Source organism: Bradyrhizobium sp. Bra78 (genome assembly GCF_024519855.1).
Lineage (GTDB): Bacteria > Pseudomonadota > Alphaproteobacteria > Rhizobiales > Xanthobacteraceae > Bradyrhizobium > Bradyrhizobium japonicum_G.
Map to the genome: position 1 here is coordinate 136,230 of NZ_JALJRE010000015.1, position 26,454 is coordinate 162,683.

The following is a 26,454-nucleotide window of genomic DNA, read 5'->3' on the forward strand; positions in this document are numbered from 1 at the left end:
AGAACGCCGACAACGCCAACCAGACCGAGAAGATCGCCGCGCAGTCGGCCAAGGATGCCGAGGCCAGCGGCGCCGCGGTCGGCCGCGCCGTCAATGCGATGCAGACCATCGCCGAGAAGATCACGATCGTGCAGGAGATCGCACGCCAGACCGACCTGCTCGCGCTCAACGCGGCGGTCGAAGCCGCGCGCGCCGGTGAGCATGGCAAGGGCTTTGCCGTCGTGGCTTCCGAAGTGCGCAAGCTTGCCGAGCGCAGCCAGGCGGCCGCCGCCGAGATCGGCACGCTCTCGACCGAGACCGTCAAGGTGGCGCAGGAAGCCGGCCATATGCTTGCCAAGCTTGTGCCCGACATCAAGAAGACCGCCGAGCTGGTCGAGGAGATCACGGCGGCGTGCCGCGAGCAGGACGTCGGTTCGGCCCAGATCAACCAGGCGATCCAGCAACTCGACAAGGTCGGCCAGCAGAACGCCAGCGCCTCCGAGCAGGTGTCCTCGACCTCCGAGGAGCTCGCCTCCCAGGCCGAGCAGCTTCAATCCACCATCGCCTATTTCCGCATTGAGCACGGCGGAAAGGGCCACGCGCCGATCGACCGGGCGGTCAACCAGTTGCGCGCCAAGGCGGCCACCATGGCGGCGGTCGAGCGTCCGGCCAGGAAGCCGCAGGCCAAGCCGGTGCGGGCCGTCAAGGCGGCCAGTGGCGGCGGCTTTGCCTTCGACATGAACGACGGCGAGGATGATCGGGACGCCGAGTTCCAGCGCTGAGACCCGTCAAGCGATCGGTCCATCCGTCACCAATAGGCCGATCGGTCGCCAGTGATTGCGTAAAACGCGTGGGATTGAAGATGGCCCGTACGGCCCGACATTCGATGCAGGCGGCCATCCCGGACGGGGGCAGGCAACGATGATGCCTGCCATGCAGGATACGGCCGTCCATCTTTCGGACCGCCACTTCCGGACCATCGCCGAATTGATCGAAGGCCAGGTCGGTATCAAACTCCCGCAGGGCAAGCGGCTGATGCTGGAGGGGCGGCTGCACAAGCGCGTGCGCGCGCTGAATTTCTCCGACCTCAACGAGTATGTCGACAACCTGTTCGAACCGGATCATTTCGATACCGAGCTCACTCATCTCATCGATGTGGTGACGACCAACAAGACCGACTTCTTCCGCGAGCCCCAGCACTTCACCTTCATGCGGGAGGTCGCGATCCCCGCTTTGCTCAAATCGCATGGACGGAAGAGCGCGAACCTGAAGGTCTGGAGCTCGGCGAGCTCGACCGGCATGGAAGCCTACACCACCGCCATGGTGCTGGACGACATGACAAGAAACGGCTCGCGGTTTCAGTATCGTATCCTGGGGACCGACATTTCAACCGCGGTGCTCCGCCTCGCCCAGACCGCGATCTATGCGCGCGACGTGCTTGCGCCGGTGCCGGAGCACTTCGTGAAGCGATATTTCCTGTCGTCGCGGGACAAGTCGCGTGGTGAGGTACGGGTCGTGCCGGAGCTGCGGCGCATGGTGCATTTCATGCGGATGAACCTGATGGATGCATCCTATCCCGTCGATCGCGACGTCGACATGATCTTCTGCCGCAACGTCCTGATCTATTTCGACAAGCCGACCCAGCGCAAAGTTGTCGAGCAACTCTGCAATCATCTGCGGCCCGGCGGCTATTTACTGGTCGGACATTCGGAATCGATGATTCACAGTGCAGTGCCGGGTTTGAAGCAAGTTCAGCCAACCATTTTCCAGGTCTAGCCGGAGCGCAACCAGAATGCCGAGGGAGAAAGTTCGCGTACTGATCGTGGACGATTCGGCGTCGGTGCGCCAAATCCTGCAAACGATCCTCAATGAGGATCCCGAGATCGAGGTGATGGGGACGGCTTCCGATCCGTTTGCGGCGGCGCGACGTCTCCAGAACGAGATCCCCGATGTCATGATCCTCGACATCGAGATGCCGCGCATGGACGGCATGACGTTCCTGCGCAAGATCATGGCGCAGCGTCCGATCCCGGTGATCATCTGCTCCTCGCTCACCGAGGAAGGTTCGAACGTGATGTTCGAGGCGTTCGAGGCGGGCGCAGTCGACATCGTGCCCAAGCCGAAGATCGACACGCGGCAGGCGCTGCTCGAATGCTCGATGCGGCTGCGCGAGGCCGTGAAGTCGGCGGCGCGCGCACGGGTGCGCCCGCGCACCGAACGTCGGGTGATCGAAAAGAAGCTGACGGCCGACGCCATCATCCCGCCGCCGGTGCAGGGCAGGGCGCGGCCGACAACGGAACGCATCGTTTGCATCGGTGCATCGACAGGTGGGACCGAAGCGCTCAACGACGTCCTCGAGATGCTGCCGCCGCACTGTCCGCCCATCGTCATCGTCCAGCACATGCCGGCCGGTTTCACGGCGGCCTTTGCCAAGCGTCTCGACAGCGTCTGCCAGATCCGGGTCAAGGAAGCCGAGGACGGCGATCCGGTGCTGCCGGGCTGCGCCTATATCGCGCCGGGCGCCCGTCATATGCTGCTCCAGCGTATCGGCCTGCGCTACCAGATCGCGATCAAGGACGGCCCGCCGGTGTCGCGGCATCGCCCGTCCGTGGACGTGCTGTTCCGCTCGGCCGCCCAGCATGCCGGCGCCAATGCGCTCGGCGTGATCATGACCGGCATGGGCGACGACGGCGCGCGCGGCATGCTGGAGATGCGCAAGCTCGGCGCCTCGACGCGGGCGCAGGATGAAGAGAGCTGCGTGGTGTTCGGCATGCCCAAGGAAGCGATTGCCCATGGCGGTGTCGAGAAAATCGTCTCGCTGCACCATATCCCGCGCGAGATCATGCTCTGGTACCAGGCCGGGCATACGGCCCTAACAGGTTGATGGTCATGTCCGCCATGCCGGCCAACACGCTCATTGAAGCGACCGCCGCGGTCGACGACGTCTCGTCTCGGATCGAGGATGTCTTCGCGCGCGTCGGTCAGGAGCTGGGGCGCGGCCACCTCATCTTCAAGGAGCTGAACCAGGGCCTCGCGACGCTGTCCGAGGAACTCGCGGGCGCCGAGATCGAGGGCGCCGCAACGGCGCTACAGGAGATCGCCGCGCGGCTCAGCGAGCTTGCGCAGGCGCTTCCGGCCGAGAGCGCCCTGCTTGCGACGATCGGCACGAGCACCGTTGAGGCGTCGGCGCTGCTCAAGCCGCTGTTCAAGCACGTCCAGATGATCACCATCATCGCGCGCAGCGCGCGGATCGAGGCCGCTTCGCTCGACGGCGACCGCGAGGGCTTTCTGGCGTTCACGCAGGAGGCTTATGATCTCGGCAGGGCCGTGCAGGGCTCGATCGAGGGCTGCGCGCGGGATCAGCAGCGCCTGTCGGAAGCCGTCGCCACCGCATCCGGCCGGCAACGGGAGTTCGAGAGCCGCTACGGGAATCAACTGGTTTCGGAGAGCGCTGAGCTCGGCGCCGCCTATTCGGGATTGCTCGACCAGCGCCGCAGCAGCAGCCAGCTCGCCGTACTTGCCAGCACCAGCACCAAATGGATCGCCGAGGCGGTCGGCAGTGCGATCATCTCCTTGCAGGCCGGCGACAGCACGCGCCAACGCCTGGAGCACGTCTCCCACGGCCTTTCCCGTGTGTCCGGCTCCGCTCCGGGCCTCGTTCCTGAACCGGTTGCGAGCGACGACGGCACGCGCGCGGTCTGCCATTTGCAGGCGGCCCAACTCAGGGACGCCCAGCGCGAATTCGGCGGCGACATCGGCCAGATCGTCCGCGCGCTGACGGCCATCCTGCACGATGCGGGAAGCGTCGTCGGCCACGGCCGCACATTGTTCGGCGGCGAGGACGGCGGCTCGTCGTCGTTCCTGGCGCGCATCAAGCAGACGCTGGCGCACGCCTCGACCCTGATCGCCACCTGCGACGGCGCCGGCCGTTCGGTCGACGAGGCGCTGGCGATCGTCGAGGACACGCTGACAAAATTTCGCCAGGCGATCGCCGGGCTCGCCGAGGCGACGGTCGACATCACGCTGATCGGGATGAATGCTGGCCTCAAGGCGAGCCATCTCGGCAGCCGCGGCAGCGCCTTCGTCGTCATCGCCAACGAGCTCAAGGCGACTGCCGATCAGGTCTCGGCGGGCGCGGGGCGCTTGAGGCCCGTGCTCGACGGGATCGAGCGCTCGGCCAGGGAGCTGAAGGAGCTCCGTGTGCAGGGAGATCCCACGCAGCTCGCCAAGCTCGAGCCGCAGATCCTCCACGCGCTCCGCGAGGTCGAGGCCGGCAACGAACGGCTTGGCAAGCTGATGAGCCGGCTCGTCGCCGAAGGTGCGGAGTTCGAGGGGCTGATGAATTCGGCGCTGGGCCTGATGACCACGCTCGGTGAAGGTTCCGCTGCGTTGCCCGCGGTCGCCGGGCGCCTCGAGGCCGCGAGCGACGGCTCGCAGCGGCCGCAGCTCCATGCGGACGACGAAGCGATGCTCGACGATCTGTTCGCGCATTACACGATGGAGCGCGAGCGGGACGTTCACCGGGAATTCCTTCGAACCCTGGGGCTGGCATCGATCGCGGCGGCGCGCCGGGTCGAGGCGGTCGAGACCGCCGATGACGGCATAGAATTGTTTTGAGGTCGCCGCCGGCTTCGGCTCGAGCCTCGGCAGCAATTTGACGGGTTGACTTTGCAGGGCGTTAACCGTGGCGGAATACTCGCCGCACCGGTCATTGTCGCGCCCCAGAGTTGGCTGCAAATACGGATGAATTTCACGACGGGTGTTTCATGCTGAGAGACGGCAAATATGCTGCCTGGTTCAGAACCCCGCGCGGTCAGGGCACCGGCGTCGTGCATCTGGCCGAAGGGCGAATCTCGGGCAGCGACTGCTTCTTCACGTACGGCGGCTCTTATCGGGTCGACGAGCAACGCTTCACGGCCGTTCTGACCACGCGGCGACATTCCGAGGGCCCGCCGACCGTGTTCGGACCCGACGAGGTCGAGGTCAGGCTCTCGGGCGTGTGCAGCGGCGCGATGGCGACCTGTTCCGGAAAGGCCGACCAGGCGCCCGATGTGAAGTTCGAGGCGACGCTGATCTACAGCCAGGACGAGGCGCCGGCCGCTGACGCCAGAGGTGCGGTCGTGAAGCTCAATGCAGACAAGCTGCCCAAGGGCATCGACGGCCGTTCGCGGTCGCGCCACCCGTTTGTGCCTCCCAAGACGCCCGTTCCCTGAGGATCCTGCGCTTTAGCTTTGCATTGACGCTGTTGTCGCGAAAACGCTTCCCGGCCGCGCTGCGGCAAGAGTGCCTTTAGACGTGGAATCTAGGTTGGCGCCCATAACAAAAGGCGGACAGGGACATGCCTCAGATCTGGATGACATATGACGAATTTGCGACACTCAGCGGCTGTGACGCTGCCGAAGCCAGGGTGCAGGCGCTGCATCTGTCGCTCGATCGCCGCAAGAGCCGCGACGGGAACACCCGCGTCAAGCTGACCCCCGCATTGATGGCCCGGTTCTTCGAGACCATTCGTGAAGCCGAATTCGATCTCGATGAGGCGATCGCGGCGTTGCGCGATACCCATCGGCAGATGTCCGGCGTTCGCGCTGCCGAGCGGGAAGGGCTCGGGCGCGGAGTGGCGTAAGTCCGCCGCTTAGGCGGCAAGCCGGCCCTCTTCGAATCAGGTGGTCGTACAGCCGGTGCGGCCCCGTGGGGGTGCGACAGTTGTTGCGCTCCTGCGCGATCTTGCGGCGGTCGCAAGCGCCGACATGGCTAAATTGCAGGCGGAGTTCAAGAGCACCAACGAGTGCCGCGAACGAGTCCAGGTTCTGGCAAGGCCGAAGCGGCGTGTGACACGGCGGAAAGCCTGATCCGAGGCACAGCATCGCTCGGCGAGGCGCATGCTGCGGATCTTCTGGCAAGCAAGCGGCATGCGAAGATGCGCACGGGCGGCCATCCCGGCGAGAACGGCGCCGGCGGTTGGCAAGGCGACCTAGGCGAAAAGCGAGCGCCCATTGCCAAAGGTTTAATCTTGGCTGACCGCTAATTTCCCATATTCTTGCCGGCGTTTTTTATATGTTTCCGAATGGCGTTTGAGCAATGAAATCTCCGGGAAGCCGGCACTACCCTATTCTTGATGTTTATCGGGCTATCGCATCCCTTGCCGTGCTGATTTACCATATTGCCGGATCCCTGCAGATCGCAAGTATGGCAATTCACGCGTATCTTGCCGTCGACTTCTTCTTCCTGTTGAGCGGCTTCGTCATCGATCGTGCCTACGGCATGCGGTTGGAAGATCCTTCTTTCAAGTTTGAATTCCTGTTGCGGCGTTTCGTCCGTCTTTGGCCGATGATCATTCTGGGCACCCTTGTCGGCGCCGCTGTTTCAATTGGCGGCCTCTTGAGAGGGCATGCGCTGGACCTGACCCAAATGGCCCTGGTGCTGTCATGTGGGTTGCTGCTTTTGCCCTTTGGCCGAATGCCGTTGACCGCATCCGTGTTTCCGTTTGATGGCCCTCTTTGGTCTCTGTTCTATGAAGTGGTGGCAAATGTTGTCTACTGTTTCGCGTTTCGGTGGCTACGCATACCCGTACTCTCAATCCTCGCGGTTCTTTTCGCGGTAGGACTGGTTGTGGTGTCGCTCGAACAGGGCGACCTCGAATTGGGAGCAAGAACCGGAGAAGTCTATGCTGGTTTGCTCCGTGTCGGCTTTTCATTTTTTGCCGGCGTCCTTATGTCGAGGATCGGAACGGTATCCATCGTCAGCGGTCCTACGGCCGTCGCCTCCGTCGTGGTTTTGGTTGGTGTGTTCATTGCACCTTTGCCCCAGCACCCGATGTACGATGTTGCATGTATTCTTGTCGTATTCCCGGTCTTGATATGGGGCGGCGCCGGGACAGCCGTGCCGCCGGGCTGGAGGCAGGCATGCAGGTTCGCTGGAGAGCTTTCCTATCCGCTGTACGCGGTGCACTACCCGATCACGCGCATCTTCTTCTATTTTCAGGAAACTCTTGCCCTTGGCAAAATGGCGCTCGCCCTTTCGATCGTGCTGGAGGTGATCACTTGCCTCGGCGCTGCGTACGTTGCGACGAAATTTGTCGATCAGCCTGTGCGTGATAGGCTCGGCTTATGGGTTGAGCGTATTCGTTGGCCCCGTGTGGCTCCGCTGACCGGCAGCACCTAGCTCGCGCGCCATGAGACTCGACTAGGACGGCGACCTCGGCAGAAAGGCCAGAATCGTCTGGGCGAGAATGACGCCGAAAGCGCCGCCGGCTGCCTTTTGTAGCACATCGATCAAGTGGGGATCGTGGGCAGGCGTTACCGCCTGGAAAACCTCTAGCGCGACTGCGACGGCAATCACGAAGGCGCAAGCCAGCCTGATTCGGCCGGGCAGCAGGAAAGACAGCAGAAAGCCCAGCAGACAGTAGGCGCTGAATCGCTCGATGATCACCACCCAATAGGCTTCGGCGTGGCCGATGAGCGCCGGTCTGCCAGCACGTTTGACGAGTATGGCGTAGACGATGAGCGCAAGGCAGATAACTGTAGCTGCGATGAGATGGTTTCGACGCATTGCAGCATCATAACGGTTCGATCGGAGCGACGCTCCCGAAAGCCAAGAATATCGTTAAGGTCTCGACCCCGAAGTGAGGTTCGGCCTGATCGCCCGCGAGGGGAGTGGCGACGTATGACGCAACCGAAGCCGCTGTAAGTCCTGGCGGATATGGCGCACCGGGCGGCCGGCTGTTCCGCTTGGGCAAGATCGTGTTCGTGCCGTCAGCCCTTCTTCGCACCCTTCGATTTCAACGACAGGCCGAGCCGCAAGGCCATCCGCTTGATCGCGTCAGGCGATCGCCCAAGCTGTCTCGCCGCCTCTTCCAGCGAAGTCGAAGACTTGGCCAACTCCATGAGCCGGCGATCCTCCTTGAACGACCAGGGCTTGCGCGCCATAACCGAAATGATCCTCTCGTTGACATGACGACAAAGCCGCCAAGCGGACCATGTTCGCTGGACGGCCTTGCTTGGGTGGGCCGGGCCTTGGGGAAGTCCGGCGAGAGGATGGATAAGCGATGGGAGAGACTTCGCAACAAACAACGCGAATTAAGCTAACCGCTCAACCTTACCAGCATGAAATCGATGCGCGTCGCTCCGTATAACCACGGGTGTTCTGATCAGCCGAGGTCGATCCGCGCTTATCCTCGATTTCGGTCGAGGATGTTCCGGCACTTCGTCCGGCTCCTCGAAGTCCCGACCCAACGTTCATTGGAAGACCAATACGCCGCGCCGACCGCGTGCTGTTGTGCAGGCTCGACTCGCTCGGGAATCCGGAGAGACAGTATCGGTGAGCACTCACGCTTGGCGGCGAGGAAGGACGGCGCCTATTCCAGCGGCGTCAGCTCTTGCGTGAGATTCGGAATCGTTGCCGTGCGGCAAACCTGTGACTGTCAATGCCAGCCAATCATGATCGTGCCAACGTCCGATACGATCACGACGATGCGACCGAGAATCGGTCGATCGCGGCGCGAGCATGCCGCGCCGATCTCAACGAGCAGTGTTGCGCTACTCTCGGGCGAGTCGTCACGAGATCGTCTAATTCACGCGGCTATGATCACGCCAACAACAACGGACCGTTCAGAAGATCGAGATGCTTCAGAAAGCGCGAGCGGCATTCCCTCTCACCAAGCTCAGAGAGCGAGCATTTGAAGGCGCGTTTTTCAGCATAGCGCTGATCGCGATGGCAGGCTGGGTCTATTTCATCACCTTGCTGCTGGTGAGACTGTTCTTCTACTTCTTCGGCTGACGCAGACCAGGCGATCAATTCGCATCCATCGTGCTGTTAAAACACGCGGCCTGACAACAAGATCAGCAGCGCTCATCATGATGTCGACACAACTCGAAGATGAGAATGCTGGGTCATGAAGATACCGCGCTCAGCAACTGGAAGACTTCAGAATGATGATAGTTGCGATCCTGCTCTCGATCCTCGCCGGCTTTGGTTCAGGCTACGCGACGCGCGCGTGGCGATCGCGCCGGCGCAGAACGCGTCATCCGCTCTATCAGCCTTACGATCAGACCCTATCTCCACAGAATGCGTCGCTGACGAGGGCGCGGCGTGCATTCTGAGCGATTGCAACTTCGGATATGTGGGGGCCGACGTCGTCCACGGAGCGCTGGGGGGCGGGGCCGGCATTATGGGAGGGGCGCGCGATGATCAGCCCGACAAACAACGCCCACCGGCGATATTTCGTCGATGCCGCGGGCCGGCGCGTTCTGATCGGCCTGACGTGCGAGGAGACGTTCGAATTCGAACGGCTCGATAGCGAATTGGTACTCGGTCCGGCGCGGGGCCAGACCGAGCCCGACGGCCGGGATGTCTGGCCGGCTGCCGGCGAGCAGCGCTGGCTACAACTCTACGAAAAGCATGAAGGAGCCTGGAAGGCCTGGTTGGTGCAAAATAGATCCATAAGCTGATCACACGTCAAACGGAGTCGTGCGGCTTGCTCGTTGGGCTATTGTGGAAGTCGAAGTGGCGTCCGGCAGTCATGTCAGGTCGAAAAAACTAGATGCACTCTTCCTGACCAGGTGGCGCTGGGAAAAGTTTCGCGAGGCGATCCGCACCCATCCCGCGTTCCGCCGCATCGAGAACGTGCCGCGCGATGACGTTCCGAAATTTCCATCCAGGTCCGTCAAATTGATCTGCGGCCCAAATCTGCGGCTTCGGGCGCCCGTCGAGGCCACGGATCCATACGAAGTAGTATTCGTCCATTTCTCGCGGGCCCGTCGCATTCAATGCGAACAAACCGCCGATGTCCTGCACGCCGACTTGGGCAAGCCTTCGCAAAAGGACACCAATGCGGTTAGCCCAGGCCGATACGCTTCTGCTGATAACCGCGACCGAGAATGTTCTCCCACCACTCCCGATTGTCGATGAACCACTGGACGGTCTTGGCCAGCCCGCTCTCGAAGTTCTCGTCCGCACGCCATCCAAGCTGGCTCTCGAGCTTCGAAGCATCGATCGCATAACGGCGATCGTGCCCTGGACGATCGGAAACGAACGAAATCAGGCTCCGCCGAGAACCTGTCCCGGACGGCGAAATTTCATCCAGCAGATCGCAGATGCCTTCCACGACGTGGAGGTTGCTGCGCTCATTTCGTCCGCCGACATTGTATGTTTCGCCGATCACGCCGCGCTCGAGCACGAGCGCAAGCGCCTTGGCATGATCCTCTACGTAGAGCCAGTCTCGGATGTTCTGCCCGTCGCCATAAACCGGCAACGCTTCTTCGGCCAGCCCCTTGATGATCATGTGGGGGATGAGCTTTTCGGGGAAGTGATAAGGCCCGTAATTGTTCGAGCAGTTCGTCACCATTGTCGGGAGTTCGTAGGTCTCGCGCCAGGCGCGGACCAGATGGTCAGATGACGCTTTGCTCGCCGAGTAGGGCGAATTCGGTGCGTAAGAGGTTGTCTCCGTGAAGTAACCGTCCTTGCCGAGCGAGCCGAACACCTCGTCCGTCGATATGTGAAGAAAGCGGAACCGTGAACGCCGGTCCGGTGACAGCCCTTTCCAGTACCGCAAGGCTTCTTGCAGCAGCGTGAAGGTGCCGACGATGTTGGTCTGAATGAATTCTCCGGGCCCATCGATCGAGCGATCGACGTGGCTTTCGGCTGCCAAATTCATGACCGCGACGGGCTGGTACTTTTCGAACAGCTTCCTCATCGACAGCGCTTCGCAAATGCATTGCTTCTCGAACGCGTAGCGCGGATTTGCGACGGCGCCCGGGATCGACTCGAGATTTGCCGCGTAAGTGAGCTTGTCGACGTTGACGACGCGCGCGTGCGTATCCCGAAGAAGATGACGGATGACTGCCGAGCCGATGAAACCGGCACCGCCCGTGACGAAAATCGTGGAGCCTTCAAAGCGCATGAGTCGTTTGCCTCAGTCCAGACCGTGAGCGGAGAAGGAGCGAGCCACCGATTGCAGATACTGGCCGTAGCTGCTCTTGGCGGTCTTCTCGGCAACCTTCGAGAAGGATTCCAGGGAAATGTAGCCGCGCCGCAAGGCAATTTCTTCCGGGCACGCGATGCGCAGCCCCTGTCGCTGTTCCAGGATCTGCACGAAGTGACTGGCTTCGACCAGGGAGGCGTGCGTTCCGGTGTCGAGCCAGGCAAACCCGCGCCCAAGAACTTCGACGAACAGGTCGCCACTGGCGAGGTATGCGTTGTTCACGTCGGTGATTTCTATCTCTCCGCGCGCGGAAGGCTTGATCTTCGCGGCGATGTCGAGCACGCGATTGTCGTAGAAATAGAGGCCCGTCACGGCCACGTTCGACTTCGGTCGCGCGGGCTTCTCTTCGATCGAACGTGCGCGCCCGTCACTGCCGAGCTCAACGACGCCATATTGCTCGGGCGTGTTGACGACATAGCCGAAGATCGTGGCGCCACTCTTGCGAGCCGCGGCCTTGGCGAGCAGCTCGGGAAGTCCATGTCCGTAGAAGATATTGTCTCCCAGAACGAGCGCGACGGAATCCTCTCCTACAAACTCGCGGCCGACGATGAATGCGTCGGCAAGACCGCGCGGAGTTTCCTGCGAGGCATACGAAAACTTGACGCCGATTTCCGTTCCGTCACCAAGCAGGCGTTGAAACAGCGGCTTGTCCTGCGGCGTGGAGATGATGAGAATGTCGCGGATTCCAGCGAGCATCAGTGCCGACAGCGGATAGTAGATCATCGGTTTGTCAAAAACCGGAAGCAGTTGCTTCGACACCACGGTCGTGACGGGATAAAGGCGCGAACCTGTTCCGCCTGCGAGTATTATTCCCTTCATCGGCCCTCTCTGGTTTGCCAGCGCGAAAATATCAGATAGAGTGCGCTGCACAAGATTTTTGTCGACGCCGAGCTAGAGTCCCTGCGAATGAACGTTCTCACGACGGATTTGCCCGAAGTTCTGATCGTCGAGCCAAAGCTATTCGGTGATCAACGCGGTTTCTTCCTGGAGTCCTATCAATTCGCGCGATACGTGCAGAACGGCATTACGCGGCCGTTCGTCCAGGACAATCTCTCGCGCTCGCGTTTCGGAGTGCTGCGTGGGCTGCATCTACAGAATCCGGCCACGCAGGGCAAGCTGGTCACGGTGCTTTGCGGTCGAGTTCTCGATGTTGCAGTTGATGTGCGCATCGGCAGCCCAAACTTTGGGCGCCATGTTGCCGTTGAACTGAGCGAAGATAATCGGAGGCAATTGTGGGTTCCTCGTGGCTTCGCCCACGGTTTCGCCGTTCTCTCCGAGACTGCGGATTTCTTCTATAAATGCGACGAGCTTTACAGTCCGAAGGATGAAATCTCAGTGCGGTGGAACGATCCGGCAATCGGCATCGACTGGGCTGTCGCGGATCCGTCACTTTCACCCAAGGATGCCGAGGCGCCGCTGTTGGCAGACGTGAAGGGCCTCCCCCGCTATGGGGAGGTCTGACATGAAGATCCTTCTGACCGGCGCTGCCGGGCAAGTTGGTGGGGCGCTGCTGCAGCAGTTTCAGGACCGCGCCAACATCGTTGCGCCGCCGCGTGAGGCGTTCGACCTGTCGCAGCCGGCGGGCCTCGCTGAAAAACTGGACGCGATCGCGCCTGATCTGATCATCAACCCCGCGGCTTATACGGCGGTCGATCGCGCAGAAGACGAGCGCGAGATGGCATTTCGTGTCAACGCTGAATCACCCAGGGCTATCGCCCAATGGGCCGCGCGCCGCCACATCCCGCTGGTGCACTTCTCGACCGACTACGTCTTCGACGGATCCGGTGACCGTCCGTGGCGTGAGGACAGCACTCCGCGCCCTCTCTCGGTGTATGGCGAGAGCAAGCTCGCTGGCGATCAGGCGATTGCCGAGGCGGGCGGACCGCATCTGATCGCGCGCACATCGTGGGTTTACGCCGCCTCGGGAGCGAATTTTCTCAAAACGATCGTGAGGCTGGCAGGAGAGCGGGAAGAACTGCGCATTGTCGCCGACCAGATCGGTAGTCCGACAACCGCAGGCGCGATCGCGCGCGCGATGGTCGCGATGCTGCAACCAGCGGACGGGGATGTTGCTGCAATGTTCGATAGACGGGGCGGCCCCGTCAATCTGGTGTGCGCCGGCGAGACAAGCTGGCACGGCTTTGCGGTCGCGATCGTTTCCGGGCTGAAGTCTCGTGGGGCCAAGTTTGCCGTAAAGCAGATCCTTCCGATCGCTTCGAGTGAATTTCCTGTCAAGGCGAAGCGACCCTTCAATTCGCGCCTGGATCTGACGCGCCTGCGGGAACGGTTCGATATTGCGATGCCGACATGGCAGCAAGCGCTTGATCCCGAACTGGACGCTCTCAACGGAACGATGTGATTTGTCCCCCCGCGCGGGCGCGCGAACGGGCAGAACGATTCGGGAGTTTAACCTTTGTTAACCATCCCGGGCCCATTTTCTGGTCTGGCGCTTCAACCGGAAATGACCGCATGTTCCAGCTCTTCCTGCGGGCTCGCACCCATAACTTCCTGAAGGACCGTTTCGGAGGAGAGCAGGCGTTCCGTGCGCGCTCGCCTGAGCGGGACGCCGAAACGGATCGCACGCGCATCGAGGCCATTATGATCGCGATCGAGGACGCCCTCCACGCGGCCGAGCGGGAACAGTCGGGCCTGAACCGGCGGGTAGAAGACGTGCTGGCGCGTGCCGCCGTGACCTTCGGCAACGGCGACGACGAATATCTCGAGCGCGAGGCGCTCGACAATCACCATCAGGATCTGTTCGACAAGGAGATCCTGAACGGCCAGCGGCGGCTCAAGGAACTCGGCGCCTCGATCGCTCATTTCAAGTTCCTGAAGGCGGCGATGCTGAGCCGCTTTCCGGAATATAGGCAGCCGACGAGCCCCACCAATTAAAGGCCGGCGCGGCCCACGACGCCGCGAGCCCTTACGGCTAGATCGCGAGCATGCTGTTGCCCTGAATGGACAGCAGCGTCAGGTTTCCGGTGGCATACGCGCCGGTATCGATGTTGGCGCGGTTCTCGTGCAACTCGGCCTGCTTCACCGGCGTGTGGCCGTGCACGACGTATTTGCCGAAGCGCCTCTTGCTCTGCAGGAATTCGTCCCTGATCCACAGCAGATCGGCCTCGCGCTGTTCTGAGAGTGGAATTCCAGGACGCACCCCGGCATGGACGAAGAAGAAGTCGCCGCAGGTGAATGTCGGCCGCAACTGACGCAGGAACGCGATGTGCTCTGGCGGCATGGCGGATGCGAGTTCGCGCACGAGATCGGACTGCTCGTCCTTGCTGAGGCCCGGTGCGGCGGACACGCCGTATGACATCATGGTCTGGAGACCGCCGAACTGAAACCATTCGGTGGCGAGCGAGGGGTCTTCCAGCACCGAAGTGAAATAGGCCTCGTGATTGCCCTTGAGAAACACCGTGTTGCGGCGGCGGCTGCGCCTGATCAGCAGATCGAGGGTGTGGCGCGAATCCGGCCCGCGATCGATATAGTCGCCGAGGAAGACCTCGATGGCGCGATAGGGCCGGCTGTTCGCCATGTCCGCGTCGATGACGGCGAACATCTGCTCGAGCAGATGCGCGCAGCCGTGGATGTCGCTCATCGCATAGATGCGCACGCCGTTCGGTAGCTTCGGCCGGGGCGGATTTCGGGGCGCTGTCGTGGACATTGGGTCCAACTCTTTCAGAGAGCTTCGCCCGAGATGTCAATATGCTAGCGACGAAATCGAGGCGCCGCGGGTCGCTTTTTTCTCCGGGCAGGCGGGATTGACGTCCCTTTGTGCGGCGGATCGATCACCTGCCGGGGGGCGGCAAGTTGTCGATCCCTGCGCGTCCGGTCTGATTAGCCGAAACTCCCCGCGTCGAGCGACGGCGCGGCTTTGTCGCGACAGGCGTTCGCCCGCGCGCGGACCAGCACTGCGCCGCCGAAATAGCCAAGCTGCAGCACCGCCGCAAAGACGAGAAGCGTAACGACGGTGTGAGCCGAATCATGCCCCTGCCAGGCCAGACCTGCGCCGAGAAAGGCTGCACCGAGAACGATGGCGGGCGGCAGGATGAATATTCTGAATCGGCCTCCTAGCAACGATCCGATCAGCAGACTGAAAACGGCTACCGTACTCACGACACAAACTCCCCGAATTGGTCACGAGTGTTAACGGTGCCGACCTAATAACGGCTTAAGCGGTATGGTTGAACAGCCGTTCAAATGCGCGCGGACTTCGGTGCGAACGTGGCGCGATCTGATAGCAAATGCGGCGCGATGCACGCATAATTGTCACGTGTGTGACAGTACTTTGGGCAACTCTTGCGGCGACGCTGCGTTGCATAAATTCGATTTGATTTTTTCGGTGCACTGCCGCAATGTCGCTTTGTTTAGTTAAGATATACTTTGGCGCACGTCGCGAATTTAGATCGATTTGCTCGCAATTGCTGATTGCGAATGTGTGACGAGGCAGCGAGGTTCGGATGGCTGTAGCAACTTACGGTTCGGAAAATTTCTATTCGGGTATATCGAACCGGCGTGGTGCTCTCCAGAGACCCCTCCAGGTCGCGTTGATCGCCGGCGACTTCGTCGCCGTGCTGCTCAGCTACTTCACGGCGAGTGGTCTTTATCGCGTGCTCGCCACGGCCGAGCAGGATTCATCCGTCGGCGCCGGTCTTGTCGTCGGCGCGGTGTTTGTCACGATCGCCTATTTCCAGGGTGTGTATGACCACCATCGTCTGCTGAGCACGGTCTGGCAGCTGCGCAAGGCTCTGGCAGTCTGGCTGATCTCGCTGACCATTCTCGCGGTCGAAGCGTTTCTGCTCAAATCGTCTGCAGAGCTGTCGCGTGGGACCACGCTGCTGTTCGCCGCAACCGGCGGCCTTGCTCTGGGTGGCCTCCGCGTGCTGTGGCGCCTGGCTCTCACCTCGAGCTATGCCAAGGGGCGCCTGGTCGACCGGAAGGTGGTGCTGCTCAGCCTCAAGCCGCTGGATTTCACCTCGAATCGTCTCAAGGACCTGCGCAAGCACGGCTTCAACGTCGTGCGGCATTTCGTGCTCGAGCCCTCGGAAGAGGGCGCGGGCTGGGATCGCGAGATTCGTGACATCATTCGTCAGGCCCGGACCGCTGACGTGGAGGAATATCTCCTGGTGATCGACTGGGATGAGATGCCGCTGCTCCAGAAGCTGAGCCAGCACCTGCGCGTGGTTCCGCAGCCGATTCGTCTTCTGCCGGATTTCCCGATCGCCGATCTGGTCTCGCGTCCGTTCCAGCCCGTCAGCGGCACGGTCGCGATCGAGATCCAGCGTGCGCCGCTCAGCGTGTTTGAGCAGGCGCAGAAGCGCTGCCTCGACGTCGGTATTGCTTCGTTCGCGCTATTGTTGCTGGGGCCGCTGCTGGTGACCGCCGCGATCATGATAAAGCTCGATTCCAGGGGCAAGGTGATCTTCAAGCAGTTTCGACGCGGCTTTAACGGCAAGCAGTTCGAGATCTGGAAGTTTCGCTCGATGACCGTGGCGGAGAACGGCCATATCGTCACGCAGGCGACGAGGAGCGACGCACGGGTGACCCGTGTCGGCCGCGTGCTGCGGCGGACCAGCATCGACGAGCTGCCGCAGCTCTGGAACGTTCTGCGCGGGGAGATGTCCTTGGTCGGGCCGCGTCCGCATGCGCTCGCACACGACAACTATTACGATCCGATGATCAGCAAGTATGTCTACCGCCATCATATGAAGCCGGGCCTGACGGGGTGGGCCCAGGTCAATGGATTTCGCGGTGAAACGCCGACGATCGATCTGATGGAAAAGCGCGTCGAGTACGATGTCTGGTACGTCAGTAACTGGAGCATCTGGCTCGACATCAAGATCATCTTCAAGACGGCCCTGGCCTTGATCCATCAGGAAGCGTATTGACGGCGATCTTGCATACCGCTGGCCGGTGAAGCGCAACTGATTGCCTGTCCATCACAGGATGTTCGTGCCCGCGATCGCCGATGCGCCCATCCTGCCGCAACGGGCGGGCGCCAGCCGCAGCGCGGCTTGCCTCGGGCCTGCATCGCGCTTCGGTGGTTTCATGCAAAGCAATTCTCTCTCCGGGCGCGCCGACGTTAGCGCGGTACGACAGGTCCGGCCGGCGTCCGCCGACCGGGGATCATTGATTCAATGTGGCCTTCAGTTCGAATGGGGCTGTGGTCGGCAAGGTGATGGCGACGGGGGTGGCCCCTAGCCGTATTGTGCTCGACGTGGTCTTTTGCTGACACAGCGGCGCAAATTCCGGTTTTGTGTCGTTGGGAAATTCGAGCGTCGCCGAAGTCTTTTCCTGTGAGGTCCAGGCGATCAGCTGTTTTCCTCCAGGGGTCGTTGCCTCGACCACAAACAGCCCGGGCAAGGGTTGCTCAAGTCTCATTGGGCCCATGCTCTTGATGATAGCAATGGCTTCGCGGGTCGCGCATGCAGCAGGCTTTGGTGAAAAAGCGTAGTCGTACAGCCCGAAATTGTCTTCCAGGGCAGTCGGATCAGAACCCTGATCCTTCATTTCGTAGATCCAGGCCCCCTTTATCCAAGGTGTGGCTGCAGTCCAAAATAGAAATTGCGCGATATTGTTCGCGGCAGTTTGCGTTGAAATCGGGCAGGTCTTCGATGTTGTCGGCCATCCGACCTCTGTGACGAAGATGGGGATGTTTGATCCGGCGGAGTCCAGCAACTTCCGCAAGGAGCTGACTTGATGTATCGCAGCCTCTGCGGTTCGGTTGGAAACCTCGCGCTCGCAATGATTGTAGAGGTGAACGGACAAGCCGCTGGCACCGTCCAGCGCTCCGGACCGAACGAGCGCCATGGTCCACTTCCAGTCGGGATCCATTCCGACCGCCCCGACCAGCACCTGTGCCTGGGGTGCCACGCTGCGTATCCTTGCGAGCGCCTCCTTCGCGAGGGCGGAATAATTGGCCGCCGCGCGCGGATCGCTCGGGTCGCCTTCGCCGACCAGGAAGGGGCGTCCCAGCACGGCGTTCATATTCCATTCGTTCCAGATCTCGTAAATCGGGTTACGTTTGGCGGTCGCCTGAACGGCCTTCGCCGCGAAGTCGCCGAAGCTCTTTCGGCCGACGTCGGTCAGCGGGGGCTGGCCGTCAGGAACCAGAGGATTTGGATGACCCAGGATGAGCAATGGCCTTGCTTGAGTTCGATCCAGGAAATCGAACAGCTTGGCTGGTTCTCGTGCCACTTGAGTGGCCGCGTTGCCGATCGTCGGTCCAGCCTGAAACAAGCTCCAGGCGAGATCGTCCCTGACTGAATCAAAGGCGTCGGATCGCAATGTCAGCGCGGTCTTCTGAGGGGAATAGCCATATTCTCCACCTATCCCGAAGTGTACGCCGATGCCGATTATCGGCCGTTCGGCCCGCTCGGCTAACGGCTGCTTGCCAATCCAGAAGGATGTAGTTTGATTAGCCGCATAGATTTTACTGAAGAGCAAACCCGCTGCGATGACTGCAAGTGCCACTAACCCTCTTGTCGCTGCTCTGGCCATCTACGCCCTCACTTGTGTCAGGTAACGAACGTACATGCGAATTCTCATCGTTTCAGCTTTCTTTCCGCCCTTTGTCCAAGGCGGAGCCGAAATTTCCGCGCGCAATCTGGCGGCGTGGCTCGTTGCGAACGGCCATGAGGTCGCCGTCCTGACCACATCACCGGCTCCGGAGGACGAGGTGAGGGGGGCGATCGTTGACGGTCTCAAAGTCTGGCGCATTCACATGCCTCGGCCGTACGCGGTGTTTGAAGCTGCTCAAAAATCCGGTCTGCAGAAATCCATCTGGCATCTTCAAGACCATTTTGACCCTCGCAACAACTGGATCATGCGTCAGGTGCTGGACGAATTTGTCCCCGACATGGTCAACATACACGTCCTGCAAGGCATCGGCTGGAATACCCTTCGCGCGATCGGTGCCAGGAACATACCTGTCGTCTTCACGATTCATGACCTCAGCCTCGCCTGCGTGAGGATGGCGATGTTCAAGTCCGGTCGCGAGTGCGAGCGCCAATGCGCGCCTTGCGCGTTTTCGTCGAGAGCGAAGCTCGGCTTTCTCCGCTCCGTTCCACGACTGGGATTCGTGTCGCCTTCGCTTGCAATTTTCCGTCGGCTGTCGGCATTTCAACCGATCCAGACTTGGCTCCATGACCACATCCTGAACCCGAACAAGTCGCCGGACCCGACAGTCGAGAAGGAAGGATCGAGAACCGTTCGTTTCCTGTATGTCGGGCGTCTGCATGAGTCCAAGGGGTTGTACGTTCTGCTCCAGGCTCTCGAGCCGCTGTCGGCACGCCATGATTTCAAGCTGACGTTGGTCGGGACCGGCCCCAGCGAAGATGATCTCAGGCGGCGCTTCGGTGATCATCGCTGGATCGAGTTCGCCGGCCATGTCTCGGTGCAGGAAGTCGCCAACCGCATGGCGCAGAGCGATCTCCTGTTCGTGCCGTCCATATGGTTCGAAAATTCCCCCGGCGTGATCGTTGAAGCTCTCGGGCAGGGGCTTCCCGTCATGGGGAGCAATGCCGGCGGAATACCGGAACTCATCACACACGAGAAAAATGGTATCCTTGTGGAGGCGGGCGATGTAAGAGCCTGGAGCGCCGCGATCGAGAAAATACTGGATCATCCGGAGCGTCTTGAGGCGTACAAGGACAGCGCCGGCGCGGCGATGCAAGAATTCAATCAGGACACTTTGGGGCGGCGAGTCGTTGCCTTCTATGAAAGCGTGAGGACGCTACCGGTATGAATTCTTCCTCGACGGAGCAGCCGGCGGCAGACGCAACGAGCAGGTACAGGCAGGACGACTACGCGGCCGACAATCCGAACTGGCACGAGGAAGACGCGCCGTGGAAGGTCTCGCATATTCGGACGATTCTGGAGCGCAACGCTATCCCGTGGGCAACGCTCGCCGATATCGGCTGCGGGACGGGTGCGATCGTCGGAATCCTGTCCAAGCAGTATCCGCAATCGAAACTGGAAGGTTTTGAGGTTTCTCCCTATGCTCATGAGCTGTCCCTCAAGCGAGCGTCGGAAAATCTAAGTTTCAGCATGCAGGATGCTTTTCAGAGCGGGAAGCATTTCGATCTGACCATGGCGATCGACGTGGTGGAGCATGTCGAGAACCCCTTTGAATTCCTCAGGGCGATGGGGAAGATGTCTCGTTGGCAGGTCATCCATCTCCCGCTCGACATGAATGCTCTTGCGGTCGGACGTGGTTGGGTGCTGCCCGAAGCCCGTCGCACGTTGGGGCATATCCATTATTTCTCCCGGGATAGCGCGTTGTCGATGATTGCGGAATCCGGCCTGGAGACGATCGATTGCTTCTATACGGCTTGGGCGATCGACCAGTCCTACAAGACCTGGAAAAAGCGGCTGGCCGCATGGCCCCGACGTTTGGCGTTTCGCGCCGCTCCCGACGCCACAGTTCGACTTGTCGGCGGATGGTCCCTCATGGTTCTCAGCCGTTCGAACTCGCCGCAGGCCGCGCAAGGCCGTTAGAAGCATGCCTGATGTCTTCCTGAACGGTCGGTTCCTTTCACAATCGCTGAGCGGCGTTCAGCGATTTGCCGCAGAAATCGTCAAGGCAATCGATCAATTGATCGATCGACAGCAGCTGCCTGCTCGGCTCAGCGACGCAAGCTGGACCCTTCTGGTGCCTTCGAACGCCGAAGAACGTCTTTCACTGAAGCACATTCACATCGCAAGGGTCGGAACGCGCACCGGGCATGCCTGGGATCAGATCGATCTCGCCGTGGCGGCGCGGAACGGTACTCTCATCAGTCTGGCCAATTCCGGGCCCGTGCTCCATCGTCGGCATCATATCGTGCTTCACGATGCGCAGGTCTTTCGTCACCCCGAGTTCTTCAGCCGCAGCTACGCGTCTTTCCATCGTGGTCTTGGACGGCTTTACGCGAGGACCGCGAACCTCATAACCGTGTCGGAGTTCTCCCGGAGCGAACTCTCGGCTGTCCTCGGTGTCCCGTCCGACGCCATCACGGTCTGCTCGAATAGTGCGGAGCACCTCGCCGAGGTCGAACCGGACACTTCGATACTCGAAAGGCTCGACCTCGGTCCGGGCAGGTATTTTCTGGCGATTGGGTCCACGAAAAAGAACAAGAATATCCGGCTCGCAACGGACGCGATCAAATCGATGCCGGCAGACCATCGGCTCGTGATCGTCGGCGCGGAGGATGAGCGCGTATTCCGGCACTCCGGTCCGATGCCCGATGAACGAGTGATGCGTGTGGGGCAGGTCTCCGATGAGGCGATCGCGGCATTGTACCAGCACGCGGCAGCATTGATCTTTCCAAGCTTCTATGAGGGATTCGGTGTGCCTCCGCTCGAGGCGATGCTGTTCGGCTGCCCCGTGATCGCTTCGGATATTGCCGTGCTGCGAGAAATCTGTGGTGATGCAGCCGAATACTGCAACCCGACGGATGCAGGGCAATTGTCGCTTCTGATGCACGAACGGATCGAAAAGGGGCCGCTGTCCGCCTTCGAGCGACAACGCCAAGCCGGCCGGCTGGCACGTTATACGTGGACTTCGTCGGCCCTTGCGTTGCTGAATTCGATATAGCGCCCGCTGTCGCTGGCTCGCGGCGGCGAGCGGCCGCGCAATGGCGCCCTGAACCACACCAAGGAAGGGAACTGAAACCCCAATTAGTCGGAAGACGGCGCCGGCATGTTGCGTTCCGCGATTTTCGGAGATTGTCCCTGAAAGCTCGAGGTGACCGCCGCCGCCTTGGCGGGAACGAACAGGTTTTGCATCCAGCGGGCTTTCATCAGAGGGGCTTCTACCAGATGATGGAAGAGCACGGCGGCCAGCTGGCAGACGACCAAAATTGTCACAAAATACAGGGCGTGCGGCAGCGCGATCGAATGGTCAAGTTTGACCGCGAACTTCACAAGCAGTGAGATCAGCGGATAATGAATGAGGTAGAGCGCATATGAAGCCGCTCCTGCCTCCTCTAGCGGGCCAATTCGCCGGTTCAGGGATGGCATCGAACACGCGCCGTAGATGATTCCTGCGGCCCCCAGTCCGAACAGCAGAAGCTCAGCCTTTGCAGGAATCTGTTTCGAGATTGCGAAGTAGAAAGTGACGGCGAAAATGATCAGGCCGGCGAAGAGAAAGTAGGGGCCGCCGGCGGAGTATCCGCGAACATAAAGCCACGCAATGCCAACCCCTGCGAGAAAGAGCAGATGGTTGTTGTTGAAGATGAAATCGATAAGCCAGCCCTTCTCGTCGACCAACGCGAGAGGCAGGCCGACAAGGCCCCACGCGATCAGAACTCCGAATCCGATTCGCCGGTTCCACAGGAAGCAGACGAACATCGCGTAGAAAAGAATTTCATGGCGAAGCGTCCATTCCGTAGCCAGGATGACCTCTTCCTTTACGGGCAAGATCAGCAGCGACAGGGCGACGTCGGTGCTGCTCGGTACTCTCGTGGAGAAGCCGAGAAACGACAAGATGATCAGGGGAACAAGCACGATCCAAAGCGACGGATAGAGGCGGCGAAACCGTTTCGCCGCGAACCTTGCGACGGCACTGCGGCTATTCTCGAGATCGCGATGATGCGCCAGGTAAATGACGAAGCCACTCAGGACGAAAAACAGCTGAACGCCGGAATGGCCTGCCTTGAACAATGGAAACGTGCTGACCCCGAAGTATTTCGGCATCAGCATGGTCACCTCGCAATGGTAGGCCACGACGAGCAGCGCTGCGATGCCTCGGATCCAGTTCAACTGCAGCAGTTGTCCTTGCCGTGGCACCTGCGTTTCTCCTTTCGGAAGTTCGGGCTTCATGAAAGCTGACTTTCCCCGTCAAGTCGCAGCGGAGCCCAAAGCTCAGCCTGCGCGTCCGCTGATCTTGTCCACGCCCGGCGGCCGGAATAGCGGAACGGTAAACCGCGACCTGAACAGAAGAAGGCTGCGAATATGCGTCCTCCCTGCAAAAGTGAGAGGACCGGCGGCGCTGGACCGCTGATGGTCATGAACCAATTGGGCCCCGGGCATGCCTTTGATCCTGTGTCCCGCCCGCCAGAGACGTGCGCAGAGATCGACATCCTCCATGTACAGGAAATAGCTCTCGTCCATTCCCCGGATCTGCTCGTATGCGCTGCGCCGGACGACGAAGCCCGTCCCCATAACCCATTCCGCATCAAACGGCCTTCCGGTCTCCCAAGCGTCCTTCATCAGGTGCTTTTCGGTACGCCCGGGCACCAGGGCCCCGATCCAGTCCACGCGCCGGGCAAGGACGTCGAACACCGAGTAGAAGCGGCGAGCCGAGTATTGCCGACTTCCGTCGGGATTGACGAGGTCCAGCCCGACCATTGCGGTTTCGGGACTGCGCTCCATGAAGTCTACGACGGAAGCGACGCTGTTGAACTCGAAATAGGTGTCGGGATTCAAGACGAGAAGATAATCGGCGGTGGTTGCCGCCACGCCCAGATTCACACCGGCTCCAAATCCGCCGTTGTGGTCGGCAACGATTGTTCGAATTCCGGGCAGGGCCTTGCGAACGTCTTCGATCGAGTTGTCTCCGGAACAGTTGTCCACGATCAGCACGCCGTCCGAATCCACCACGCGATGCTCCAGCATCGATTTCACGCAGCGAATGGTCAGTTGAGCGGTTCTGAAATTGACGATGATCGCCTGGAGCTTACCCGAACTGCTCATCGAGCGAGATTCCTGCAGAGTTGAAGGCCTAGTCATGCAAAACGTGCTCGCTATGACAAACCGCGCCCGTGGCAGGATTCCCGCGTCCGTGTGACGTCACAACTGCTGCTGATCTTTTGCATGAATTCCGATCTTCCTGGATGTGCTCGGCCTTCGTCGGTCTTGATGAGGTCATACCATAACTTTCCGGATGACCCCGTCACAAACCCAGCCGGGAGAGCCTCTATTTTTGTCATCATCGAGAAACTGCATGAGTGCGCTAACCCAGATTTTGCAGGAGAGACTGCGCAACTTTATGGGGTGCGAACGCCTCTCGTATTTCTGCGACGGTCTCGGTGGAGAGACGTTTTCCGGAATTCAGAGTTGCGATCATCTGATCCGTCCATGCATCCACATTGGTCGGATCGCCAACGTATTCCGCTTTACCCAAGGTTGCTTCGGGAAGCGATGTCACGCCGCTGACGAGCGTCTGGACGCCGAAGCCCATAGCCTCCGCTGCCGGCATGCCGAAGCCTTCGTAGAGCGAGGGCAAGACGAAGAGCCTTGCGTTTCGATAGAGTTCGCCGAGATCTGCGTCCGACAATATGCCCGTCATCACGATGCGAGCGGCGGTCCTCTCACTCGCATTTTCGAAGATCAGACGCCTTTTCTCGTCGGAGGCTTTGCCGGCGAGATACAATTCGACTTCGGGCATCGATTGGGCGACTCGGTCGAAAGCCTTGATGAGTACTCCCAAATTCTTGTGCGGGAAGGGGTGGCTGACGGTGAGAACGTAAGGCCGGCTCGCAAGCCTGCGAGCCTCTTCGCTAACTTCGCCCTGTTCAAGCCTGGACCACTCGATGGCGTTGTAGATGACCTTGCATTTGTTAGCCGCCGCGTCCCCGAAATGGCGTCGAACGTACTCCTTCTCGGAATTTGATATCAGGAATACGAGGTCGGCTGTCTTGAACATGCGGGGAAGATAGAAGTCGAGCCAGGCGATTCTCTTGCGGGAATGGTACTGCGGCAGCACCTTGTACTGAATGTCGTGGAGTATTACGGCTGACTTGGCGCGGCTGCCGGGACGCCGCGGCGGAAGGAAATAGTTCGGATAGACTGCCCAGCCGTTCCCAGGCCTTTGCCATTCGAACATAAGCTCCTCGAGGAAGCGGCTGTTCTTGCCAGGAAGCGGGGATTGTCGCTGCTGCGCGATCGTCGGGGTTTTCGCCATCCACTGCAGAAATTCCGGGGAGAGGCGCTTCGGATCGGAAAAGGCGAGCGTCAATGCGGTCTTCGCCTTGTCGAGACCGTGAATGAGATTGTAGATCGCGGATTCCGTGCCGCCGATCTTGTGGTGATGTATTGCGAACAGCGGAATGGTGAGTTCACTGGGCATCACGTCGCTCGACCTCTGATCGCGCCAAGAACGGACGAGAGTCTCTCTGGGGTTCGGTCTTGTGGCAGCATCAGTTGAGAACCCGTACGGTGACCGGAGCGGACGCATCGATGTCGTAGACGACCGGATTCGGCCCAACATTGCCTTGCGGACCCGAGGCCGGCGCGGCCTCGTCGCACATCGGCCGTCCCAATGCGCCGGGCGGGTTCAATAGTTCGTATCGCGCCTTGACGGCCGAGTTTGAGGTCCAAAGAACGATGTTTTGTCGTGCGCCGCGTCGGGCCCTGAAAATGAAGACGTCCAGGAGCGGCTCTTGAACGTCAACGTGATCAGCCGAGCGAACGAGATCCGTTGCTTCACGCACAAAGCAGGCGGCCGGCTTTGGCTCATCGTGAAAGGTGAATAGACCGAAGTTCTGCTCCCTGTCCGTCGGACTCGGACCGATATCCTTCAATTCATGCACCCATATTCCCTTGATCCAGGGGATCGTTGCGCTCTGCATGATGAATTGAGCGAAGTTATAACCGGCAGCGAGTGGCAATAGGCCGCACGGCTCGGTGGACGTGGGCCAGCTGAATTCGGTCACGTAGATCGGCGTCACGACCCCGCCACGGTCCTGCATCAGTTCCTGCTGCAAACGCTTGACCCGGCCGATCAGTTCAGTGGCCGTTCTGTTTTGCGGCTTCAGGCAATGGTTGTAGAGGTGAACGGATAAGCCATCAGCGCCGTTCATAGCACCATCGCGGACGATTGCCCTCGCCCATTTCCAGTCGATATCGTCCCCTACAGCTCCGACGATAACTGCAGCTTGCGCATTCGCACTCTTGATGGCTCGAACCGCGGAATTTGCAACGCGGACATAGTTGACCGCCGATCGGGGATCGCTGGCCGGTCCTTCGCCAACAAGTCTCGGCAGGCGTGTTCCCGTGCCGATGTCCATGTTCCATTCGTTCCAGATCTCATAGATCGGATCATATGGCCGTGTCAGCTCGACGACTTTTTTGAGGTAGGCATCGAATACTCCGAGCGCGTCATCGGACAGGGGCGGGATACCTCCCGGCACGAATGAGTTTGTAGACCCGACATTGAGGACGGGCTTCAACTTCGTTTGAGGCAGAAAATTCATCAGCCGCTGCGACTTGACGAGGGTCGGACCTTGAGGCGGAAAGCTGAAGGATTGCCACGGCAGGTAGTCGCGAAAAGATGCCGCGCCGATCTGCGCCAGCCCGTGCAGGGCCGTGGTTGCCGAGTCGTATCCGAGCGTGCGCACGAGGCCGAAATGTATGTTTGATCCGATCAGCAGCCGAGCTGCCGGATTGGCGCTGGTGACGGGCGGCAGAGTTACGGTTCGCTCCGCGGCCGCGGAGCGCTCGGCACCGAAAAACGCGACGCCGCACATCAGGCACCATGGAATGGCTCGACGCAGCACCGAATTGAACGGCGCGCC

Annotated in this window: 27 protein-coding genes; 16 read left to right on the top strand and 11 right to left on the bottom strand. The window is 60.5% G+C overall.

The window, feature by feature from the left end; translation table 11 throughout:
- From OC450_RS28615 to OC450_RS28645, 7 genes are all read left to right on the top strand, one after another.
- A partial coding sequence (locus tag OC450_RS28615) for a methyl-accepting chemotaxis protein (protein WP_262049104.1) occupies nt 1-761 on the top strand: 761 nt, incomplete at its 5' end.
- Nucleotides 762-900: 139 nt separating this feature from the next.
- Nucleotides 901-1,755, top strand: a complete 855-nt coding sequence (locus tag OC450_RS28620; protein WP_262049105.1) for a CheR family methyltransferase — start codon at nt 901-903, stop codon at nt 1,753-1,755.
- Between the two features lie 16 nt (nt 1,756-1,771).
- Nucleotides 1,772-2,863: a chemotaxis response regulator protein-glutamate methylesterase gene (locus tag OC450_RS28625; protein ID WP_262049106.1), complete on the top strand. Its 1,092-nt coding sequence runs from the start codon at nt 1,772-1,774 to the stop codon at nt 2,861-2,863.
- A gap of 5 nt (nt 2,864-2,868) precedes the next feature.
- A complete protein-coding gene (locus OC450_RS28630; RefSeq protein WP_211381842.1) occupies nt 2,869-4,596 on the top strand; it encodes a chemotaxis protein in 1,728 nt (575 codons plus the stop codon).
- Nucleotides 4,597-4,745: 149 nt separating this feature from the next.
- Nucleotides 4,746-5,192: a hypothetical protein gene (locus tag OC450_RS28635; RefSeq protein ID WP_211381843.1), complete on the top strand. Its 447-nt coding sequence runs from the start codon at nt 4,746-4,748 to the stop codon at nt 5,190-5,192.
- A 125-nt stretch (nt 5,193-5,317) separates the two neighbouring features.
- Nucleotides 5,318-5,602, top strand: coding sequence for a hypothetical protein (locus OC450_RS28640; RefSeq protein WP_262049107.1), 285 nt, complete (start codon nt 5,318-5,320; stop codon nt 5,600-5,602).
- A gap of 455 nt (nt 5,603-6,057) precedes the next feature.
- Nucleotides 6,058-7,140, top strand: coding sequence for an acyltransferase family protein (locus OC450_RS28645; protein WP_262049108.1), 1,083 nt, complete (start codon nt 6,058-6,060; stop codon nt 7,138-7,140).
- Between the two features lie 21 nt (nt 7,141-7,161).
- Here the strand turns inward: OC450_RS28645 and OC450_RS28650 are convergent, their stop codons facing one another.
- A complete protein-coding gene (locus OC450_RS28650) occupies nt 7,162-7,527 on the bottom strand; it encodes a VanZ family protein (RefSeq protein ID WP_211381846.1) in 366 nt (121 codons plus the stop codon).
- 203 nt (nt 7,528-7,730) lie between these two features.
- Nucleotides 7,731-7,904 carry a hypothetical protein gene (locus OC450_RS28655; protein WP_211381847.1) on the bottom strand — a complete coding sequence of 58 codons (174 nt, stop codon included), beginning with the start codon at nt 7,902-7,904 and terminating at the stop codon, nt 7,731-7,733.
- 694 nt (nt 7,905-8,598) lie between these two features.
- Between OC450_RS28655 and OC450_RS28660 the strand changes: the two genes are divergently transcribed.
- Complete coding sequence (locus tag OC450_RS28660) at nt 8,599-8,754, top strand: hypothetical protein (RefSeq protein WP_211381848.1); 156 nt, start codon at nt 8,599-8,601, stop codon at nt 8,752-8,754.
- A 407-nt stretch (nt 8,755-9,161) separates the two neighbouring features.
- Nucleotides 9,162-9,425 (top strand): hypothetical protein, encoded by a 264-nt coding sequence (locus OC450_RS28665; protein WP_262049109.1) that lies wholly within the window; start codon nt 9,162-9,164, stop codon nt 9,423-9,425.
- A gap of 386 nt (nt 9,426-9,811) precedes the next feature.
- On the opposite strand, the gene rfbB is transcribed toward OC450_RS28665, so the two are convergent.
- The gene (gene rfbB / locus OC450_RS28670; RefSeq protein WP_262049110.1) at nt 9,812-10,876 is read right to left on the bottom strand and encodes a dTDP-glucose 4,6-dehydratase; all 1,065 of its coding nucleotides are present in this window, start codon (nt 10,874-10,876) and stop codon (nt 9,812-9,814) included.
- Between the two features lie 12 nt (nt 10,877-10,888).
- A complete protein-coding gene (rfbA, locus tag OC450_RS28675) occupies nt 10,889-11,776 on the bottom strand; it encodes a glucose-1-phosphate thymidylyltransferase RfbA (protein ID WP_211382415.1) in 888 nt (295 codons plus the stop codon).
- Between the two features lie 87 nt (nt 11,777-11,863).
- Between rfbA and rfbC the strand changes: the two genes are divergently transcribed.
- From rfbC to OC450_RS28690, 3 genes are all read left to right on the top strand, one after another.
- Complete coding sequence (gene rfbC / locus OC450_RS28680; protein WP_262049111.1) at nt 11,864-12,418, top strand: dTDP-4-dehydrorhamnose 3,5-epimerase; 555 nt, start codon at nt 11,864-11,866, stop codon at nt 12,416-12,418.
- A 1-nt stretch (nt 12,419) separates the two neighbouring features.
- Nucleotides 12,420-13,316, top strand: coding sequence for a dTDP-4-dehydrorhamnose reductase (gene rfbD, locus OC450_RS28685; RefSeq protein WP_262049112.1), 897 nt, complete (start codon nt 12,420-12,422; stop codon nt 13,314-13,316).
- 110 nt (nt 13,317-13,426) lie between these two features.
- Nucleotides 13,427-13,849 (top strand): hypothetical protein, encoded by a 423-nt coding sequence (locus OC450_RS28690; protein WP_211381853.1) that lies wholly within the window; start codon nt 13,427-13,429, stop codon nt 13,847-13,849.
- 37 nt (nt 13,850-13,886) lie between these two features.
- Here OC450_RS28690 and OC450_RS28695 read toward each other — a convergent pair whose 3' ends face one another.
- The gene (locus OC450_RS28695; protein ID WP_211381854.1) at nt 13,887-14,621 is read right to left on the bottom strand and encodes a metallophosphoesterase family protein; all 735 of its coding nucleotides are present in this window, start codon (nt 14,619-14,621) and stop codon (nt 13,887-13,889) included.
- A 173-nt stretch (nt 14,622-14,794) separates the two neighbouring features.
- Nucleotides 14,795-15,073 (bottom strand): hypothetical protein, encoded by a 279-nt coding sequence (locus tag OC450_RS28700; protein ID WP_211381855.1) that lies wholly within the window; start codon nt 15,071-15,073, stop codon nt 14,795-14,797.
- Between the two features lie 344 nt (nt 15,074-15,417).
- Between OC450_RS28700 and OC450_RS28705 the strand changes: the two genes are divergently transcribed.
- On the top strand, nt 15,418-16,845 hold the full coding sequence (locus tag OC450_RS28705; protein ID WP_211381856.1) for an undecaprenyl-phosphate glucose phosphotransferase: 1,428 nt from the start codon (nt 15,418-15,420) through the stop codon (nt 16,843-16,845).
- Between the two features lie 238 nt (nt 16,846-17,083).
- Here the strand turns inward: OC450_RS28705 and OC450_RS28710 are convergent, their stop codons facing one another.
- Nucleotides 17,084-18,457, bottom strand: a complete 1,374-nt coding sequence (locus tag OC450_RS28710) for a glycoside hydrolase family 5 protein (RefSeq protein WP_262049113.1) — start codon at nt 18,455-18,457, stop codon at nt 17,084-17,086.
- A gap of 34 nt (nt 18,458-18,491) precedes the next feature.
- Between OC450_RS28710 and OC450_RS28715 the strand changes: the two genes are divergently transcribed.
- From OC450_RS28715 to OC450_RS28725, 3 genes are read left to right on the top strand one after another with little or no spacing between them, the layout of a single operon-like run.
- On the top strand, nt 18,492-19,703 hold the full coding sequence (locus OC450_RS28715) for a glycosyltransferase family 4 protein (RefSeq protein ID WP_211381858.1): 1,212 nt from the start codon (nt 18,492-18,494) through the stop codon (nt 19,701-19,703).
- Nucleotides 19,700-20,455 carry a class I SAM-dependent methyltransferase gene (locus OC450_RS28720; protein WP_211381859.1) on the top strand — a complete coding sequence of 252 codons (756 nt, stop codon included), beginning with the start codon at nt 19,700-19,702 and terminating at the stop codon, nt 20,453-20,455. The genes OC450_RS28715 and OC450_RS28720 overlap by 4 nt, the downstream gene beginning before the upstream one ends.
- A gap of 4 nt (nt 20,456-20,459) precedes the next feature.
- Entirely contained in the window at nt 20,460-21,533 is a 1,074-nt protein-coding gene (locus OC450_RS28725) for a glycosyltransferase family 4 protein (RefSeq protein ID WP_211381860.1), read from the top strand.
- A gap of 83 nt (nt 21,534-21,616) precedes the next feature.
- Here OC450_RS28725 and OC450_RS28730 read toward each other — a convergent pair whose 3' ends face one another.
- The 4 genes from OC450_RS28730 to OC450_RS28745 all read right to left on the bottom strand — a co-directional run bounded on the left by OC450_RS28730 (nt 21,617) and on the right by OC450_RS28745 (nt 26,436).
- Nucleotides 21,617-22,759, bottom strand: a complete 1,143-nt coding sequence (locus OC450_RS28730) for an acyltransferase family protein (protein WP_211381861.1) — start codon at nt 22,757-22,759, stop codon at nt 21,617-21,619.
- A gap of 42 nt (nt 22,760-22,801) precedes the next feature.
- The gene (locus tag OC450_RS28735; RefSeq protein WP_211381862.1) at nt 22,802-23,632 is read right to left on the bottom strand and encodes a glycosyltransferase family 2 protein; all 831 of its coding nucleotides are present in this window, start codon (nt 23,630-23,632) and stop codon (nt 22,802-22,804) included.
- 259 nt (nt 23,633-23,891) lie between these two features.
- Entirely contained in the window at nt 23,892-25,007 is a 1,116-nt protein-coding gene (locus OC450_RS28740; RefSeq protein ID WP_211381863.1) for a glycosyltransferase family 4 protein, read from the bottom strand.
- Nucleotides 25,008-25,077: 70 nt separating this feature from the next.
- On the bottom strand, nt 25,078-26,436 hold the full coding sequence (locus OC450_RS28745; protein ID WP_262049114.1) for a hypothetical protein: 1,359 nt from the start codon (nt 26,434-26,436) through the stop codon (nt 25,078-25,080).
- Nucleotides 26,437-26,454 lie beyond the last annotated feature (18 nt).